The sequence below is a fragment of the Loigolactobacillus jiayinensis genome (genome assembly GCF_003946445.1).
In the GTDB taxonomy this organism is placed as follows: domain Bacteria; phylum Bacillota; class Bacilli; order Lactobacillales; family Lactobacillaceae; genus Loigolactobacillus; species Loigolactobacillus jiayinensis.
This window is the reverse complement of record NZ_RHOF01000065.1, coordinates 1-17,835: the sequence shown is the minus strand read 5'-3', so window position 1 is coordinate 17,835 and position 17,835 is coordinate 1. Positions and strand designations below refer to the sequence as shown.

Below are 17,835 nucleotides of genomic sequence, written 5' to 3'. Positions count from 1 at the left end.
GCTTAACTTCCAGTTCTGTCCAAAATTAGCTATCAACAGGATTTGACAAAGAGCCCTTTTTAATTACTGAGTCGTAAAATAACGTCGTTTTAGTTAACTATGCTTTTTTCCACGCCCGGTAATACGATTAAATAGTCGGCCAATACTACGTTTCATGACATCGAAGAAGCTCAACGAACGCACCATATGACTTGGATCAATGTGTTCGCGGATTCCACGGAGCAACGTCTTTGTTTTTTTTGCTGAAAAGGTAAAGGTACCATTATGCTTCGTACGCATCGCAAACCGCGGAATCCAGCGTCCTTTAAACATGACAGATGCTAACACATAATCTAGGTCTGCCCAAGGTATTTGGATAAAATCACGCTTATTACGATCATTAAAAAATTCAAAGCCTCTGTCACCGATCATAATTTTGCCGTACTTAGCCGTTCCCATAAAGGATGTTGCATCAACGACTAAATCGACCTTGGTGTTAATTGATTGCACTGCCATCAGCATAACTCCATTTCTTTTTTAGATTCTAAAAATACTATACTCCTATAGTTTAACAAAAAAAGCCCGGGCATAAAGACCCAGGCTAAGAATGTAGTCTATTACATAACGTGTAATACGTGTAATACAACACCAACTACGAATAAACCAAGAATGATGATGATTGGTGAAACTTTCTTCTTTAATAACCACATGCACAAGAAAGTAACCAATAAACCAGCTAAACCAGGAATCAATTGATCTAAGTTATCTTGCAATGTTGTTACTTTGAACTTGTCCAAAGATAAACCTGCAGCTTGTTGAGTCAATGCTTCTTTGATCCCAGCAGAGCCTTTTGGTAATTTAGCCCAATCAATGAAGGCACCTTTAGCTTGTTGAATCGTTGAAACAACTGGGGTGAACTTAACAACAACCCAACGATTGATCAACGCACCTAAGATGAACATACCTAAGATAGTTGCACCTTTAGTAACTTTCTGTAACAAACCACCAGATAAATCTTCAGAAATTGAAGAACCAGCTTTATAACCAAATTCTTGTGTATACCACATGAATGCCATACGAATTGCATTCCATAGGACGAAGTACAAGATTGGGCCCATAATGTTACCACTGATTGCCAAAGATGCAGCCAAGGCACCTAAGATTGGCTTAACAGTGAACCAGAAAACTGGATCGCCGACACCAGCCAAAGGACCCATCATACCAACTTTAACCCCTTGAATAGCAACATCATCGATAGGAGCGCCATTAGCACGTTCTTCTTCAAGCGCCATTGTTACACCAATAATTGGTGAAGCTAGATATGGATGAGTATTAAAGAATTCCATGTGCCGTTTCAATGCAGCAGCACGATCTTCTTTAGTTGTATAAAGTCGTTTCAATGCTGGAATCAAAGTATAAGTCCAGCCACCATTTTGCATACGTTCGTAGTTCCATGAACCCTGAAGGAAGGTTGAACGCCACCAAACAGCGATACGATCGCCTTTAGTTAAGGCTACTTTTTTTGTTGGTGCAATTTTATTATCTGCCATTTTTTATACGCTCCTTTCGTTAATAGTTATCGATAATATCGCCGAGCGGATCACCAGAATTAGCTGGCCCACCGTTGCTTGAACCACCACTCTTTTCAGAAAGAGCAAGGTAGATCAAGGCCATGGAGATACCGATAGCGCCAAGTCCAATTAATGTTAAATCTTGAACTGTTGCTAATACGAAACCAATAGCGAAGAAAGGCCATACTTCTGCAGTAGCCATCATGTTGATAACCATCGCATAACCTACGGCAACGACCATACCACCACCAATGGACAAGCCATCAGTTAACCAAGTAGGCATAGCACTCAATAATTCTCTTACAGGACCAGCACCAACTGCTAAGATTAAAGCAGCAGGAATAGCAATACGAACACCTTGCATACAGATGGCGATGAATTGCCAAACTTCGATCCCTCTAAAACTACCTTTTTCTGCATAACGATCCATGATATGAACAATAGCTGTTGCAACTGTACGAGCAAGAATTGTTAATAACAATCCGGCTACGGCTAAAGGTACGGCAATGGCAATGGCTGATGAAACACCAGCTTTACCTTGGCCACCTAATACTAAAATAATTGCGGATGCGACTGCAGCTAAGGCAGCATCGGGTGCAACTGCGGCACCGACGTTAGACCAGCCTAAAGCGATCATCTGTAATGTACCACCTAAGATCATACAAGGAATAAGATCCCCGGTTACTAAGCCGATTAACGTACATGCAATAACTGGCTGATGGAAATGGAATTCATCCAAAATACCTTCCATACCAGCGAAGAATGCCACGATAATGACTAATATAACTTGAATAAAGTTTAAATCCATGGTTGTTAATCCTCCGTTTCCTTTTTATTAAGCTTGTTTGTTTAATTCGTCTTGTGCTTTTTTCAGGATGTTATCCATGTTTTCCCCTGAATCACCAGGCACTTTACGAACATCAAACTTAATGCCCTTTGCCTTTAATTGCGCAAAAGTATCAATGTCTTTTTGATCAAACGCTAACACTTTATTTGGTTGAACTTTACCCACTGAGTGAGCCATTGAACCAATGTTAAGTGTCTCGAATGGTACGCCGCCTTCAACTGCACGCAATGCATCTTCAGGTGTTTCGAATAATAGTAATGCGCGTTGACCGCCGAAATGCTTATCATCTTTAGCGATTTTAATCATTTGATCAATCGGCACAACGTGAGCTTTAACCCCTGCTGGTGCGGCTTGTTGAATCAAATTCTTACGTAAGTCATCCTTAGCAACTGAGTCCGAAACAACGATGATCCGCGTAGGATTAACCGATTTAGACCAAGCAGTCGCAATTTGACCATGTAATAGACGAGAATCGACACGAACTAAGACATACTTCATACTACCGGGAGCACCAGCACTAGCGCCAGATTGAGCAGCCGCTTTAGGCGCTTCTTTAGGTGCCAAATCTTCTGGTCGAACCTTGACCCCGTCCTTAGCTGTTTCGATAATATGTGTTGCAATCTCATGCGCACTGGTCATTGAAAGCCGTGATGCATAAGCTTCAACCAACATTGGCAAGTTCAACCCAGTAACGATTGCCCACTTGTCCTTGTGTTCTTCAAACAAAGTATTTGTTTGGTTGAACGGTGTGCCGCCCCAAAGATCGACTAAGAATAATACTTGGTCTTGATCACTGAAGGTTTTGATTGCTGCTTGCGCTTTTGCCTTAAAGTCATCTGGACCTTCGCTAGGCATCAATGTAACAGCTTTAACATCTTCTTGTTCTCCGAAAATCATATTTCCGGATTGCAAGATACCTTCGGCGAATTGACCATGACTGGCAATAACAATTCCTACCATCTTTTTACCTCCTACTAAATTAAAATATAAAATAAGTGCATCAGCAGTAGTTGTCTACAGCCGCGACAGGAAAGCCCTGTCATATTTTCAAAATGTGGGTCGTCCCCACACCTAAAAACCATATTTTGGAAGCAGATCGTACAAATTCTGTTTGCGATCTGTTGGTACCTTTTGTGCGTAGACCGTTAGTCCCACACCATGTAAATAACGAATGGCGTCCGCCTGCACTTGCCCTACGGCAACTGAATCGGTGACCATTTTCATGTCACCATAAAAAGCGAGACTGCCAACATCAACACCGACCTTAGTTAGGTCGATCCCACTTCTGACTAAACGCGCCATGTCCTCCATGGTCTCCGTTAACAACAATGCTTTGAAAACATCGAAGCGCGGATCATTGTAGATCTCGATCATTTTAGCAATCGTGATCACATTGGCGTGAACGCCTGGTGGTGCGGCTTGCGTGATCAACATGCGCCGCAACGTATCCTTTGCCACCGTGTCCGATGCAATCAGAATGCGATTCGGTTTAACACTTTTAGCCCAAACCGTCGCAATCTGACCGTGTAACAGGCGACTATCGACGCGGGCTAAACAAATATCCATCGTCATCGGTAATTGCCTCCTACGCTAAAACGCGGTTAGTTCAAGATGCTTAACGCCAGCACGGGCTGTTTCCTCAAGATGGGAAACGATTTCAGAAACGGGCTTGTCTCTAACTGTATACGCTTCTAAAAGCATTGGCAAGTTTAACCCTGTAATCAGCGCATACTTGTCTAAGTTTTCGGCAACAATTCGACTCGCCACGTTAAATGGTGAACCGCCAAAGAGATCAATTAAAAATAAAACTTGATCGTCCTTATCAAAAGTCGCCAGTGCATCCTTAAACTTTTTGGTTAAGTCATCCGGGCCTTCATTCGGCATGAAAGTAACGGCCTGAACTTTTTCCTGATCACCGAAAATCATTCGTGAAGATTGAAGTACACCTTCAGAGAATTTACCGTGGCTTACAACAACGATTGCAATCACATTGTCACCTCCCACAGAGTGTTTGAAAAAGTTACTACATGTAAGACTTTCGTTGGAGACAAGGTCTCATACTTTAGCCTTACACTTAATATATAAGCAATTACCGTGCCAACTTTTGTGTATCGCTTACAAATGTCTATACCACCTGCTTTTTGGGCACATAAAAAGGCGCGATACACTATTGTTTTTGTGTATCACACCTTAATTTTTCCTTAAGAGACGTTTTTTTGTGCTTGTGTATCGAAAAGTTGTTCAACATAGTAAATTTCGTCATCATCTAAGGCTAATTTCAGCTGATCCTTAAGAATCGCATTACTGACCTGAATGGCGTGATAATATGGCGATTGCGTAATGGTGTTACGCTCAGATAGCGGTGCAGTAACCGTTTGCCGTAATAAAGTACGTTCCAAAGCGCCTGCAATATGCAAAATTAAGCCAATCCGAAAAGTTTCGGTAAACGTTATTTTTAGTGTATCACTCAGTGTCTCAGAATAATTCCACAACACATCGATCAACTTATGTGGATTCAGATACAAGAAATAATCCTTCATATATGATTCACACAACTCTTTGGTTAAATTAGGCGTCCCTGCTTGTAATTCTTCGTTATCGATTTCAGCAATAACCTGCTCGAAGAAATCGTGGCCATCGTCTTGTAGTAAACGATCCAACGCCACAAATGGCACTTGTAAGTCAGGTTTAACGATGCCGGTTGTTGCGATAATATGATACTCTTGGCTCAACTGATACAGTGTTTGTTTCATCTTAACTACTGAAATCGGAATCACCGTCACATCATCGATCAATTGTTCAGCTAATTGCTGCTCAATCATCTTCTGGATCCGTACTGCCGTCCCCTCACCAGTGGAGCAAATCGCTACCACTGCTCGCGGCAACTGTTGCTTTTCTGGTTCAATCGCCAACGCTTTAACTGACGGTAAGGTCTCAACATTGACTTTGGAATAGCCGTGAAATTCTTTTAATTCATGATAGATAATATCCAGATCGTTATCGATTAATTCCGTTTTACGCACGGCTTCCAGCACCATGGCCGTAGTTACCATATCAATCGTTTTCACTGTAATACCCGTTTCCTTTAAAATACGCTCGGAAAAAGTTGACAGTGAGCCCATATCTACCAGTAAAATGACGCCATTACCGTTGTCAGCTTGACGTACACGCTCAACGATTCCTTGGTAAGCAACTGTTGGACTCATTTCAATTGGCATATCATAAGCCAATAAATTGTCAGCCGATAATAATTTATTAACGACTTGCACCATTGATGACGCAGTGCTGCTACCATGCGCAGCCACCACCACGCCAACTTTACCGGCGACTTGGGTCGAACGTAATGACGCCAACAAAATCGTTAGGTAATACACTTCGGATTTTGGAATTGGAACGTTATAGTGTGCTTCAAGTTCCTGTTTGATTACATAAGCAGCTTCCAATTCCTTCTGGTAATCAGCCACCATCCCTTTTAAATCCTCACTGATGTTGCGAACTAACTTACCGGACTGAATTCGTTTGACGAAAGAACTAATGTGTAAACTAACGGCATAAACAAAATTACGCTTAAACGTATAACCTAATAATTGCTGCACCTTGCCTTGAATCTCTTTGGTCAAGTCAATAATATCCTGGTCAACGATTTCGGCTAGCTTATTATCCGCCTGCTCATCGATCGCCGATTCACGGTAAAATGATTTCAAATGTAAATTAATATCAGTGGTAATAAAATTATTGATATGATCTTGGTCCAAGCCTTCTGACTTGAGAATTGCTGCCTTATCGCCAATAATTTCGTATAAATTATAGGGTAACTCGTAGGCATCCTGCTGTAATGTCGCGGAAGTTTGTTCCGGCCCGATCACCATTACTGGCTCCAATAATTTAGTCACTTCACTGAGCTCTTCTCGGTTAGAGGCCAATGTTGCGATTCCAGACTGAATCGTCGCTGGCAAATCTTCTGCGGTGATCATGATCGACTCATCGGACTGAATATGGCGCAAAAAGCCTTGCGCACACACCAATTGAATATTCGACTTCAACTGGCCAACGTTCCCATAAGTAACACTGCCTAACAAGGCCTTAACGACATCTTCACTGAGTTGAACTTGTTTATGAATGCGATTAACTTCTAAGGAAAATAATGATTGCAACAACTGCAGCCGTTCCTTAGCCGGCCGCTGATTGAATGATGGCAATTGAATAGTGATCGGAATCCGCCGAACAAACGTTTCCAGCAGGCTACTTTCCGGATTCTCCGTGGTTGCACAAACTAAGCGGACGTTGGCATGATGCGTTTTTGCCGTTTCACCTAAGCGACTATACGTGCCATGATCCATGAAATAGAAAATCATTTCTTGGCCTTCAGGTGGCAAGCGATGAACTTCATCAAGAAACAGCATCCCGCCTTCTGCTTCTTGGATCAAGCCGTCTTTATCCTCATTAGCACCTGTAAAAGCGCCTTTGGTGTAGCCAAATAAATGCGACATCAGTAACTCTGGGTTATGGGCATAATCAGCACAGTTAAAGGTGATCAACGGCTTCTGATCATCAATAATTTTGTGGACCGACGAGAATTGATACATCCCATGGACAAAGAACGTTTTCCCAGAACCAGTTGGCCCAATAATCAACGTATTTAACCCTTTCGGCGGATAAAGCATTGCCGCCTTAGCCTGTTCTACCTGATTTTTCAAACTGCCCTGCGCACCAATCATTTTGTCGAAAAAATCCGTTTGCGTTGGTGCAATTGCAACTGGCTGCGGTTGTGGTGCCACTTTAGCAACCGTCGCTACCGGCTGTTGTTGCGCCAACTCCGGCGTTAAGTAACGCACTGGCCGCCCTACTAACTTAGTCAATTTACCCGTACGTACTAAATCATTCAGCGCTTTGGACACATTTGGCCGCACGATCCCTAGATCTGCCACCAACTGTTTTGTTGTTGCCCCAGCACCCTGGGCCACATCCGCCGCCGTCAGCTGTTGGGAAATTGTGACCACTTGCTGGTAAATCCGATCGATTCGTTTCACGATAATGGTTACCCCTTCTCACTTTTGGATACGTTCACAACAACCATTATTTCTAGTGTATCATAAAGTGATACACAAACAAGCAAATTGCTGAGAATTCGGCCGGTAATTAGCGGAATATAAAAAAGCTGCTAACACCAACTCAGAAAGTCAGCGTTAACAGCTGTAGTTACATTTAATTAATTTTAAAAAATAAAATACTTCATTATCTAATCAACCAGCTGGCTAACTTAGGCTGCTTTGCTTGCAACCAAATCACTGGCCGCGTTTGTAATAACCACTGCTTGAACCGTGGCGATAGCTTTTCAAGGCTAATTAAGGCCAGAATGAAAAACGGAATCCCGGGGATGATTGGAAAAACCATACCGACCAAACCTAAAAGTAAGGAGGCAAAGGCACTAATGCTCCAGAAAATCTTGATCAATAAAAATGTCAATTACATCAACCTCCTTGCTCAACAAGCATAACGGGTTTAGATTCAAATTACTAATAATCAGCTTTAGCTTAATTTAACATAGAAATACGGTTAACACTAGCCCGAAAAATGAAATTTTAATGATTATTAATAATCTGTACGGTAGATGCTTGGCCAAAATTAGCATGGCGTGATCAAGTCAGCATATCTTAGTAGTGAATTTGTTGCGGCGTTTAGCAATCTTAAAAGCTCATTTTTCTCCGGTATCTTTTTCGGTGTTGCACTGTATCTGATTAATTTAGCCCGAATTCGGAAAATCGATGATTAAACAAATAGCCGCCAATCTGATTATAGTTAGCAACTTTACTTATCTTTTTGCACTCACCACTGAAAAGCATAAACCAAAAAACTAAAACGGAATTATCTGCCTGTGCTAAAACTACTGCTGGACGGAATTTCTTGCCCGACTGTTCATCAAATGGCACATTAACCAAGTAAATTGACATGGGACTAGTAGTCATCACCTTCACCATCTAACCAGTCAGCAAACTCTGGATTCTTGATTGCATCAACCTTACCCGCTTTATATAACTATTTAACCATATTAAGGACTTAAAGAAAGAAAACTGATTTACAGGCCCAAAAATAAACATAATCAGCAGAACTATCCAAAAATAATTCTAAAATAAAATCGGCAACTTCACAAAAAGTGAAATTGCCGATTTTCGATATTTTATGCACGCTTATAACGCTTCATAAAATAAAATCACGCCACCTACAGAAACGAATCCTTATTTCCATAAGCCATAAAAGCACCACCAGCTGGTCCGGCACGCTTACCGATATCAGCTAAATCACGGACTAACTTTTCTTGATCGTGGGTTAAACCCAGTGGTGCAGCCGCGCCTTGTGAATAAATCAAATTAACTAAACGACTGTACAGTGGCTCAATGTTATCAGTTTGATCCGTTTTAGTATAAACCGTCAATAACGCCTCACGAACAGCGGCAATCCCTGGTGCTGAATTGTGCTCTAAACTGTTATACAATTCATGAATTATTTGTTTAGCTTGTGCTTTATCTGGTTTCATCCCAGCATCCCTCCTCTAATACAATTAATCCAAGCGCTCACTTTATAATTTCAGCCAAACACTAGCAGACATTGCACCGCGATAATCCGCTGCACCATGCTCAGCCGTTTTGGCCAAATCTAGTAAACTTTGTGGCGCTTGAAACTTATGCGTTACTAGATAATTAGTAATTTCATGACTTAATTTGACACAAATTAAATTATAATCCTTGCCTTCATTAAGTGCCCCACCCTGTTGACGTAATGCTTGAGCAAGAACAGATGTCCGCTCTATCCGCTCTATCCACATAGGCATGGCTAATTAGATCAAATAAGGCTTGTTCCTTTTCGTTCACTGATTATCAGACCCCTTACATAAATAATTGCAGCGTTGCTAATAAATTCATTACCTGATGGCAAATAATCGTGGCACCAATATTTTGTGTCCGCAAAAATAAATAACCGAGTCCCAGACCATCGATCAAATACACTGGATCAAGCGGATCACCATTATGTGAATAAGCAAAAAAGACAGCCGCAATCACTAAGCCCGCAACTGCAGAATGGCTTATTTTTTGAATGAATTGCAGTATTAAACCCCGAAATACAACTTCTTCTAGCACCGGGCTAGTCAAGTTGACCGTCACAACGGTTATCCAAAAGTGCAAATGATCAGGACTCAAAAATTGCTGGCTAAGATATTGATTATTGCTATGGCTACTTGGCCATAAATAGTCTAACCCAAGCGCAATGGTCGTCAGCAGCACTGCTATCAGTATGGCCCCCAATACCATTCGCCCAGTAAATGGTGCTGCCAACAACTCAAATGATAATTGGCGACTGATTTTTAATAGCAACCAAATTAAGCCGGCAAAAATAAGCACCAGCGGCAATATTATCCAGCCGTTAGCCGTTGATACAACTACACCAATGCCATTAAACTGGATCACAAAAGGTAGTAAAAATAGACCTGCCCCAATCGCTAAATTGGCGCTAATTTTGCGGATCATTAGTACCCATACCGAATCTGACTCAACGCTACTAACGCTTTTAATCGCTGCTCGTTTTCTGCATCAACTACGATTTGATTCTCGCGTATCACTTTAGCAATCGCCACGTTCATTCGACTTAAAATAAACGGAATCGATTGTCCGCGCTGACTTAGCTCTTGATGAAATTCAAGTAACAATTGCTTCAAAGGTAATTCTTGCTCATTATTCAAATGTTCAACTAACTCAGCCGTCAAGCTAACCGCTTCCTGGCCGCGTTCCCCACCGCCAGCATACCATTTCATCTTTATTTCCCCACCTTCTACAAACCTGACCAAGCCCTTGGTGTACGCACTAAAGCTAATAATTTGGTTAGAACAGTTGGCGTCCGCATCTGATGTTGCCGTGTGTAGCGACTAACTAGTGGCTGAAATTGTTGCCGGTCATCGTAAAATAATTGCCCCTTAACTGCTGCTACTTGAATTTCACGTAATAGTGTCACCAATTCAACATCAGTATTAATTGCCGGATCAGCTAGTGCCCACTTTGTTAGCAATTCTAATTGTTGCACCTTAACCTGCTTGGTCATCATCCGTCACCTCGTTACAGCCTCAGCATAAAGCAAACTAACCGGTCGTAACACAATTAATTATTAACGTCGTTGATTGACCGATTATCGTTGATCAATAACTGGCGCATCTGACTTTCTTTGCGAAACGAAACTTCACACTGGCTACCGTCACGCATCACCAAATGCCGCTTTTTCATATCGTAGCTAGCCACTTGCGCTGGATTAACTAACCAGCTTTTATGACAACGAAATAATTGATCATATTTAGCAGCTAATTGACTAAGGTTGCCGCTATATTCCACCATGCCATTGCTAGTGTGCACTTCCAGTTTGCCTGGTTGTCCAGCAACGGTTGCGATATAGAGCACATCAGCTAAAGGCAGACTATAAACGCGTGACCCAATTTGATAGCTGAATAATTTCGGCGTGGTGACTAAGCGCTTGCGGTAGCGTTGATTGGTTACCTGAATATCAGTACGAATTCTAGCCGCTACTGCTGTTGCGCCTTGATCTTTTACAATGTAATCTAAGGGTTCCACCTTGCGTTAAAAAGTTAAATACGCCATTTCGTCATGGATGGTCACAAAAACAATTTCTGCAAAATCAAGCCGTTGCCGCACCCGCTCCGCCACTTGGAGCCCATCTAAATCAGCGCCGGCTAGCTCAATATCTAGGAAAAATAATCCGGCCTGATCTTCGAGTTGCTCTAATAATACTGTTGGCGATGCGGTAGCCAAGACAACCCGCATATCTAAAGCTTCCATCAAAATATAATTGGTGATCAGCTGTTGATAGCTTTGGCGCTGTTGTAAATCATCTTCTAAAATGTAAATCGGTAGCACGCTAGTCACTCCCCACTAAATCAATAATTACTTGGTATTTACCGGTTAGTTGGCGCACCGTCAACGCCATATTTGGTGTTGCTGCAACTATCTGTTTGACAGTTGCTAAACCAAGCCCATGGTCAGCGCCCTTAGTCGTATAGCCACTTTGGAAAAGCTTATTCATTGGCACCGCCGCGGTTAACGTATTTTGGATCACAACTTCTAACTCAGTAGCACTGAAACGAATAAAAGCGACACGGAACATACCTTGTTCTTGTTGCTGTGTTGCTTCCAAAGCGTTATCGAACAGGATTCCCAGCACCTGCACTAAGTTAACCGTGTCCACTGGAACGGCATTGATCACGTCACGAACTTCTAAGGCCGCATTAATATGTAAGTGCCGCGCCATTGCCAATTTTTGATACACTAAACTACGTAACGCTGGCACCCGCAATTTTTCCAAGCCAGCAAAACGTAAATTGTCCTGGGCTAACGTCTGATTAGTCTGCGTCACAATTTGCCGATAATAGTCCTTCAACTCTGAATCAGTGGTTCGCTCAATGTAGCCACCTAACGATAACAAAACATTTTGATAATCATGCTTGAATTTGCGTAATTGTTGATAATTAGCCGCTAGCTCATCGGTATACTTAGTCAAATTAGTCTGCGCTTGCGCCGCCGCTTTTTGCTGTAAGCTGACCTGGTAAGCACGAATAAAATAAACCATCACCGCAATCGTTGCCGCGATAAAAAACGCCATGAAAATAATTAAAAGCCACTGTAAGAAAACTGCAATATCTAAAACGTCTGCGGTCATCTGCACAAACTGAAACGTTAAAAAAACGATCAACGCAAAATTGATCACGACTTTTAATAATTGCGGTTGCATCATCGTCTTTTTAAAACGCTGAATTGTCGGTTCAACTAGCGGATAACCTAGTAGTAAGGCTAGGTACAACAATGAATTGATCACTGCAGTTAATATTTCACTAGGCCACGTCGGTTTAGCAAAGAATAAATTGCCGAGATAGGTACTACAATTCGCCAGTAGCATATCAACAGCTAAAATAAAAATGAAGACCAACGTATGAAACGAATACCACTTACACTTTCGGACCAAGCGATAAAGCCCAAAAATCAATAAAAATACCGCGTCCACCGCATCCACCATGAACAAACCGATCCACGCACCCGCAAACGCAAGAATAAGCGTCATTAATAGACGTTGCTTCTGCTGCGTCATTCGGCGATACAAAACGATCAGCCAAAAATTCACCACTAGATCACTAACTATAAATTGCGCCGTACTCACCATATACATGATAATCCTCCTACTAATTATCATACCATACGTTATTTTATAATCACTGGTAACAAAAAAAGCCGCTGCAACAGCAACGACTTGTATCGGTAACGACCTATTTAAATCTTCCGACGCCTGTTATGCAGTGCCAAAGCCGCTTTAGACTATTCGACGGCCATTAAACAGCACAACTGCCTTATTTCTGAAGCTGCTGACCAAATAATTTAGCAAAATAATGATCCGTGAGAAAGGCTTTCAGCGCAGGCAGATCAACTTCATTTTGTAAGTTTAAAAAGATAAAAACCCGCTTAGCCGGTATTTTTAAATAAGTTTTAGACATATCTGTTAGCACTAAATCATAAGCGCTATCAGTGTTATACCGCCGCAGATCAACCTTGATATTCAACGGTAATACTGCACGAATCTGATCCATTTTGGCGGTGGCCAGGGATGTTTCTACCGCAAAATCACAGCCAACCCGCAAATGCACCTGACTGGCATGCATCATTAAGTATAGCAAAGGCAGGTAGCGCCACGCCAAATAGCGCGTAAATCTAGGCGCTTGCTCAGCTGTCACCTGCAATAATTGGTGATACACTGTGGCTAACTGGGCATTAAGCATCGTTGAATCAGCGTACGCCGTCGTGTAAAAAAGCCCTTGAAAATGGCTGAAATTATAGTGGATCTGCGTCAATGTATTAATTAAATAATGTTTAAACGTCGGTGCCAACTGCGTGAAATCAAAATATTGTTGTGTGATCTGCAGAAAGCGCTGATTCAGTTGCCTAATATCTGCTTGCTGTGTTGCACCCGCAATCAGTGTCTGTGCTTCCTGATTGTGTGTATCTAAAACGAGCCCACCTTGGACAAACATATACAACAGAATTCGTTCATTACGATTATGGTTAAACAAATGCTGCTCAAAATACGGATCACTAAAAACTTGCATCAGGCGAACCGAGGTTGCCGTGATGTCAATTGGTTCAGCAAAAAACGCAACTTTGGTTAACTCGTTAACCTTGCGCCGCTTCTCTGAAATAAACAACCATATCCGAATTTTCATGATTCCAGCTTCCGTAAACGGATGGCCAAAACTAGTCGTTATTTTTGCCAAAACTGTGTCGATCACACCATCAGACATTTCTTGCTTATTCAATTCAAAGGGTCGCGCAAACCAGAATAAATGGAAGTAAAAGTACCGAATCTGACTTTCAACACCAACTAACCGGCCATTTTTTATTTGTATCTGATATTCAGCTAACAAGTCATTCAGTTCATGGATCCGACGATTAAGCGTAGAGACACTAATAGCTAAATGGTCAGCCAAGCGAATCTTGCTGGTCGTACCATGCTGTAAAAGATACAGTAACAATTGATACTTAACTGCCGATTGCAAAACATGATAATAAATACGGGCTGCGGAAATTTGACCAGTGCTGACCAAATGAACTTGATTATGCTCAAGCTGTAATTTAAGTGGATCAGCCAATTGCTGAAACAACTGTTGAATGACCATTAGATCAGCACGCAAGGTACTACGATCTAACTGCATAGTAGCGGCAATGGTCGTTAAGTCTTGTTGACCCGGATGATCGATCAACTGTTGGATGATCCTCGCCTGCCGCTGCTCTACTCGCTCTAATAGATCAAACACTTCCATCGCTACGCACCACTTTCGTCAAAAGATAGCAATCAATATGATTCAGCTCACTCGTTACCATTAGCATAACAAATAGATAAGAAAAAACTTAGCGTAATTTTAGTTTTGATTGAGAATTTTTTGCCATTGTCCCTTTAAATCAGCAACTGGTGCTGTATATTCGTCGAGCAACAGCATCTTAGCGTTAGTCAATTGTGCCGCTTTCCGAGCCAAAAATAAATCAGCGACCGCCACATCAGCTTGATAAGCAGCATTGTACAACCGCACAACCCGCAGGCGGCACACAATTTTTGCCAGTAAGGCATCATATTCGCGCCGTTCAGCCACCACCACATCAGCATCCGGCAACATTTGGCCTAGGCAATACTGTAAAAAGTCTTGCTGGGTGGTGAATAATTGTTGGCGCCGTACTAAATGGTACAGCACCGGCCGCTTTTGGGCGTAAGTGATGGTCAAACATAGCTGACCAGCCGGATTTAAATAATGTTCACCGACTAACTGCTGATTCACATCAAAAAGTTGTTTGCACGATAAAAAGCCGCGGCTATCATAATGATCGATTTCCAGCTGCCGTTCAGTATCATCGTAGTAAGTGACGCGCATGATTTCGCCATGTTGGTTCACCTTGCTACGAGCCAATAAATGTGTGCCCGCTAAATATAAATAACCTTCCTTAACGTTGGTGCGTTGATAATTATCCAATGTCGTTAAGTCATCACGCCGCAACGGCTTACCCTGCCACGTGGCCACTTCTTGCAACCAGTCAAAGCAACTGATAACCGTATCATTTAAATGATGCTGTTGTACATACGCGGCGCTACTAGTCGAGTAGGCGCACAAGACAACCTTAGCAGAACGCCCTAATTGCTGAAATAAGGTCAACCGGCGTAACATATTTTGCTCGATAGCAGTATTGCTTGGGCTTAAAAGTCCATTTAAGAAATAATCCATTAGTGGTCACCTTCTTGATAAAAAGTTTGACTGGCGGCGGCAATCTTTTGCCAAGATTTATAGACTTCATCCTCGCTAGAACGCCAACTAAGTCGGTACGCCGCCTGGCTCATCTGTTGCCACTGGTCATCGTGGGCTAACATGTTGACGATTTTCTCAGCTGCTGCAGCGGCATCATCCACAGGAACAATAATGCCATTTTCACCATTATTAATGAATTCCTGCGGGCCATAATGGAAATCATAGGCGATTACCGGAACGCCGTGCGCCAATGCTTCCGCAATCACGAGCGCAGTTCCTTCGTAGCGACTGGTGATCAACAAACCTTGCGCCTGATCGTAAATTGCGGTCATGTCAGTGGCGTACCCCTTTAATTGCACAGCAGATTCTAAATCTAAGTCCTTAATTTGCTTTTCTAGACGCTGCACCATTTTTTTATCGACCACAAAGCCCCAAATATCTAGCGTTGCTTCGGGCAACTGCGCGTGGATCAAGGCAAAAATTCGTACAACTTGATCGATCCGTTTTTCTGGATTCAAGCGGGCAACTGCAATTAGCTTAAAGCGATGACGCTGTTGTAAGGCAACCGGCGCTCGCTGCAACACTTGCTTAGGAATAATGCTGACCGACGCTCGATACACATTGGTTTGCGGAAATTTCTGCCGCAAATCCGCCACTTGCGCGTGCGTGCTGGCAATCAGCCCATTCCACAACTGCAGATTTTTAAAGGCAAAGCGGTAATTCGAATTGAAATCATTGCTCTGTGGCTGGTCATTGCGGTTAACGTGCACACTATGAATGTGCACCAATTTAAACGCCTTAGTTCGCATGGCAGCAATCGCCCAACCGACCCGCGCGGTGCGATCAGCGACAAAAATATTTTCCGCCGTCGTTTGATTTAATTGATCCAGAAAATAACGCTGCAGCTCGGTTTCATCCGCAAAATGACGCCAACGTCCATCCGCCGCATAATATTGAATTGCGCGTACAACTTGCTTACCCTGCTGCCCTTTGCGGAAAAAGAATAACAAGCGCGTCTGGCCTTGCTGATCAAAAAACAATCGCTGTGTCATGCGCAATTGCTGGTCATAAAGGGTAAGACTGGATTTAAAGCCGCGCACATCGTAGAATTCGGCCTGTACAGTTTGCTTGTTTTTACCGTAATAATTAACTTGCCGCACGTCACCGCTAGGCCCAGTCACTACCTTGACCATTAATTGCTGCTGCGCATCATAGAAGTTAGCCCCCCGTTGGATCAGATCCGGAAAACTAAATTGCGGCAACATTAGCGGTTGTGGTAATTGCAGCTTAATATCGCAAAGATAGTCATACATATTAGCGACATCAGTTGGCTGTAGCTGATAAGTCACGACATTTTGTGCATACGTTGGATCGTACGCCACTGTGACTAAGCGTGCGGCGGTTGCGTGTCGTTTTAGCATGTGTAGCCGCTTCAGTTGCGCGCTTTCAATTCCGGTAATACGCTTAGATACATTTTGATTAACAAAATAAAACATTGCACTGCTCCTTCACAAATTAAGTCGTTGATCTATTCAATCAGACCATTAGACGCAAAAATCCGAGTTATTATTTACTATTTATTATACTGTTTGTGCAGCAAAAAAGCGTAAAACCAAGTTCGATTTTGCGCTTCTTCGCTACGGCGTTGATTATTTACTCTTCATCGCGCTTCTTGCGCCGTGTACCTGCCAAACCGAACAGTCCGGCTAGAGTCGCCATCAAACCAACAATGCCTAGAGTCTTATTCGTTGTTTCGCCTGTTTGTGGTAATTGACCATGGCTGTTAGTTGCCGTATTGGTACCACTAATAGCTGCTTTCTGAGTGCCAGTAGCGGTATTAGCGAATGGTGTCCCAGTACTGCTGGTATTAAATCCAGTTGAACCCGTATTAGCCGAGTTATTTGAACCTGTTCCAGCTGTCGATCCACCATTATTAGTCGCATCACCTGAATCTGATTTATCTTGATCATCAGAAATTGTTGGGTCCGTTGGGTTCACATCATCGGAATCATCAACACCATCACCGTCTGTATCGGAGTTATCTGGATCAGTGCCATTGACTGTTTCCTCAGAATTGGACAAACCATCTGAGTCTGGATCATCGGAACCATCAGAGATATCAGGATCGGTTGGGTTCACGTCATCAGAATCATCAACGCCATCACCGTCTGTGTCTGAGTTATCTGGATCAGTTCCGGCTTCACTTTCTTCTTCGCTAGTTAAGTTATCGGAATCTGGATCATCGGAACCATCAGAGATATCGGGATCAGTTGGGTTCACGTCATCAGAATCATCGACGCCATCACCATCAGTATCGGAGTTGTCTGGATCAGTGCCCGCTTCAGACTCTTCTTCGCTGGTTAAACCATCTGAATCTGGATCATCGCTACCGTCAGAGATATCAGGGTCTGTTGGGTTTACGTCATCAGAATCATCAACGCCATCACCGTCTGTGTCCGAGTTATCTGGGTCAGTGCCTGCTTCACTTTCTTCTTCTGAAGTTAAACCATCTGAATCTGGATCATCGCTACCGTCAGAGATATCAGGATCAGTTGGGTTTACGTCATCAGAATCATCAACGCCATCACCGTCTGTGTCCGAGTTAT

21 protein-coding genes are annotated in these 17,835 nt (G+C 42.7%); all 21 read right to left on the bottom strand.

Going from position 1 to position 17,835, the window contains the following annotated elements:
• Positions 1-93: 93 nt before the first annotated feature.
• A complete protein-coding gene (locus tag EKM80_RS12945) occupies positions 94-495 on the bottom strand; it encodes a DUF956 family protein (protein ID WP_125553871.1) in 402 nt (133 codons plus the stop codon).
• A 101-nt stretch (positions 496-596) separates the two neighbouring features.
• On the bottom strand, positions 597-1,529 hold the full coding sequence (locus EKM80_RS12940; RefSeq protein WP_125553869.1) for a PTS system mannose/fructose/sorbose family transporter subunit IID: 933 nt from the start codon (positions 1,527-1,529) through the stop codon (positions 597-599).
• Positions 1,530-1,548: 19 nt separating this feature from the next.
• A complete protein-coding gene (locus tag EKM80_RS12935) occupies positions 1,549-2,358 on the bottom strand; it encodes a PTS mannose/fructose/sorbose transporter subunit IIC (RefSeq protein WP_125553867.1) in 810 nt (269 codons plus the stop codon).
• A 27-nt stretch (positions 2,359-2,385) separates the two neighbouring features.
• On the bottom strand, positions 2,386-3,357 hold the full coding sequence (locus tag EKM80_RS12930; RefSeq protein WP_125553865.1) for a mannose/fructose/sorbose PTS transporter subunit IIA: 972 nt from the start codon (positions 3,355-3,357) through the stop codon (positions 2,386-2,388).
• Between the two features lie 111 nt (positions 3,358-3,468).
• Entirely contained in the window at positions 3,469-3,969 is a 501-nt protein-coding gene (locus EKM80_RS12925) for a PTS system mannose/fructose/N-acetylgalactosamine-transporter subunit IIB (RefSeq protein WP_125553863.1), read from the bottom strand.
• A gap of 18 nt (positions 3,970-3,987) precedes the next feature.
• Entirely contained in the window at positions 3,988-4,386 is a 399-nt protein-coding gene (locus EKM80_RS12920) for a PTS sugar transporter subunit IIA (protein ID WP_125553861.1), read from the bottom strand.
• Between the two features lie 212 nt (positions 4,387-4,598).
• Entirely contained in the window at positions 4,599-7,427 is a 2,829-nt protein-coding gene (locus tag EKM80_RS12915) for a sigma-54-dependent transcriptional regulator (protein ID WP_125553859.1), read from the bottom strand.
• Positions 7,428-7,632: 205 nt separating this feature from the next.
• Positions 7,633-7,863, bottom strand: a complete 231-nt coding sequence (locus tag EKM80_RS12910) for a DUF454 family protein (protein ID WP_125553857.1) — start codon at positions 7,861-7,863, stop codon at positions 7,633-7,635.
• A 272-nt stretch (positions 7,864-8,135) separates the two neighbouring features.
• Positions 8,136-8,363 (bottom strand): hypothetical protein, encoded by a 228-nt coding sequence (locus tag EKM80_RS12905; protein ID WP_125553855.1) that lies wholly within the window; start codon positions 8,361-8,363, stop codon positions 8,136-8,138.
• Between the two features lie 254 nt (positions 8,364-8,617).
• Positions 8,618-8,932, bottom strand: coding sequence for a bacteriocin immunity protein (locus EKM80_RS12900; RefSeq protein WP_125553854.1), 315 nt, complete (start codon positions 8,930-8,932; stop codon positions 8,618-8,620).
• Between the two features lie 42 nt (positions 8,933-8,974).
• A complete protein-coding gene (locus EKM80_RS12895) occupies positions 8,975-9,220 on the bottom strand; it encodes a bacteriocin immunity protein (RefSeq protein WP_164509565.1) in 246 nt (81 codons plus the stop codon).
• Positions 9,221-9,281: 61 nt separating this feature from the next.
• Positions 9,282-9,920 carry a CPBP family intramembrane glutamic endopeptidase gene (locus tag EKM80_RS12890; RefSeq protein WP_125553852.1) on the bottom strand — a complete coding sequence of 213 codons (639 nt, stop codon included), beginning with the start codon at positions 9,918-9,920 and terminating at the stop codon, positions 9,282-9,284.
• Positions 9,920-10,204 carry a bacteriocin immunity protein gene (locus tag EKM80_RS12885; protein WP_125553851.1) on the bottom strand — a complete coding sequence of 95 codons (285 nt, stop codon included), beginning with the start codon at positions 10,202-10,204 and terminating at the stop codon, positions 9,920-9,922. Before EKM80_RS12885 ends, EKM80_RS12890 begins: the two co-directional genes overlap by 1 nt.
• A 17-nt stretch (positions 10,205-10,221) precedes the next feature.
• The gene (locus EKM80_RS12880; protein ID WP_125553850.1) at positions 10,222-10,491 is read right to left on the bottom strand and encodes a bacteriocin immunity protein; all 270 of its coding nucleotides are present in this window, start codon (positions 10,489-10,491) and stop codon (positions 10,222-10,224) included.
• A gap of 53 nt (positions 10,492-10,544) precedes the next feature.
• On the bottom strand, positions 10,545-11,009 hold the full coding sequence (locus EKM80_RS12875) for a LytTR family DNA-binding domain-containing protein (protein WP_125553848.1): 465 nt from the start codon (positions 11,007-11,009) through the stop codon (positions 10,545-10,547).
• A 6-nt stretch (positions 11,010-11,015) separates the two neighbouring features.
• Positions 11,016-11,312, bottom strand: coding sequence for a response regulator (locus EKM80_RS12870; RefSeq protein ID WP_164509564.1), 297 nt, complete (start codon positions 11,310-11,312; stop codon positions 11,016-11,018).
• 1 nt (position 11,313) lies between these two features.
• Positions 11,314-12,615 (bottom strand): sensor histidine kinase, encoded by a 1,302-nt coding sequence (locus EKM80_RS12865; protein ID WP_164509563.1) that lies wholly within the window; start codon positions 12,613-12,615, stop codon positions 11,314-11,316.
• Between the two features lie 178 nt (positions 12,616-12,793).
• Complete coding sequence (locus tag EKM80_RS12860) at positions 12,794-14,257, bottom strand: helix-turn-helix domain-containing protein (protein WP_125553842.1); 1,464 nt, start codon at positions 14,255-14,257, stop codon at positions 12,794-12,796.
• A 99-nt stretch (positions 14,258-14,356) separates the two neighbouring features.
• Complete coding sequence (locus tag EKM80_RS12855; RefSeq protein ID WP_125553840.1) at positions 14,357-15,208, bottom strand: glycosyltransferase family protein; 852 nt, start codon at positions 15,206-15,208, stop codon at positions 14,357-14,359.
• Positions 15,208-16,725, bottom strand: a complete 1,518-nt coding sequence (locus EKM80_RS12850; RefSeq protein WP_125553838.1) for a glycosyltransferase — start codon at positions 16,723-16,725, stop codon at positions 15,208-15,210. The genes EKM80_RS12855 and EKM80_RS12850 overlap by 1 nt, the downstream gene beginning before the upstream one ends.
• A 157-nt stretch (positions 16,726-16,882) precedes the next feature.
• Positions 16,883-17,835 (bottom strand): LPXTG cell wall anchor domain-containing protein (locus tag EKM80_RS12845; RefSeq protein WP_164509562.1); only part of this gene is annotated, 953 nt, incomplete at its 5' end.

Coding starts and splice junctions, on each gene's coding strand:
- EKM80_RS12945 (WP_125553871.1), bottom strand. CDS start 495: ATGGCAGTGCAATCAATTAACACCAAGGTCGATTTAGTCGTTGATGCA.
- EKM80_RS12940 (WP_125553869.1), bottom strand. CDS start 1,529: ATGGCAGATAATAAAATTGCACCAACAAAAAAAGTAGCCTTAACTAAA.
- EKM80_RS12935 (WP_125553867.1), bottom strand. CDS start 2,358: ATGGATTTAAACTTTATTCAAGTTATATTAGTCATTATCGTGGCATTC.
- EKM80_RS12930 (WP_125553865.1), bottom strand. CDS start 3,357: ATGGTAGGAATTGTTATTGCCAGTCATGGTCAATTCGCCGAAGGTATC.
- EKM80_RS12925 (WP_125553863.1), bottom strand. CDS start 3,969: ATGACGATGGATATTTGTTTAGCCCGCGTCGATAGTCGCCTGTTACAC.
- EKM80_RS12905 (WP_125553855.1), bottom strand. CDS start 8,363: ATGACTACTAGTCCCATGTCAATTTACTTGGTTAATGTGCCATTTGAT.
- EKM80_RS12900 (WP_125553854.1), bottom strand. CDS start 8,932: ATGAAACCAGATAAAGCACAAGCTAAACAAATAATTCATGAATTGTAT.
- EKM80_RS12895 (WP_164509565.1), bottom strand. CDS start 9,220: ATGTGGATAGAGCGGATAGAGCGGACATCTGTTCTTGCTCAAGCATTA.
- EKM80_RS12890 (WP_125553852.1), bottom strand. CDS start 9,920: ATGATCCGCAAAATTAGCGCCAATTTAGCGATTGGGGCAGGTCTATTT.
- EKM80_RS12885 (WP_125553851.1), bottom strand. CDS start 10,204: ATGAAATGGTATGCTGGCGGTGGGGAACGCGGCCAGGAAGCGGTTAGC.
- EKM80_RS12880 (WP_125553850.1), bottom strand. CDS start 10,491: ATGATGACCAAGCAGGTTAAGGTGCAACAATTAGAATTGCTAACAAAG.
- EKM80_RS12865 (WP_164509563.1), bottom strand. CDS start 12,615: ATGTATATGGTGAGTACGGCGCAATTTATAGTTAGTGATCTAGTGGTG.
- EKM80_RS12860 (WP_125553842.1), bottom strand. CDS start 14,257: ATGGAAGTGTTTGATCTATTAGAGCGAGTAGAGCAGCGGCAGGCGAGG.
- EKM80_RS12855 (WP_125553840.1), bottom strand. CDS start 15,208: ATGGATTATTTCTTAAATGGACTTTTAAGCCCAAGCAATACTGCTATC.
- EKM80_RS12850 (WP_125553838.1), bottom strand. CDS start 16,725: ATGTTTTATTTTGTTAATCAAAATGTATCTAAGCGTATTACCGGAATT.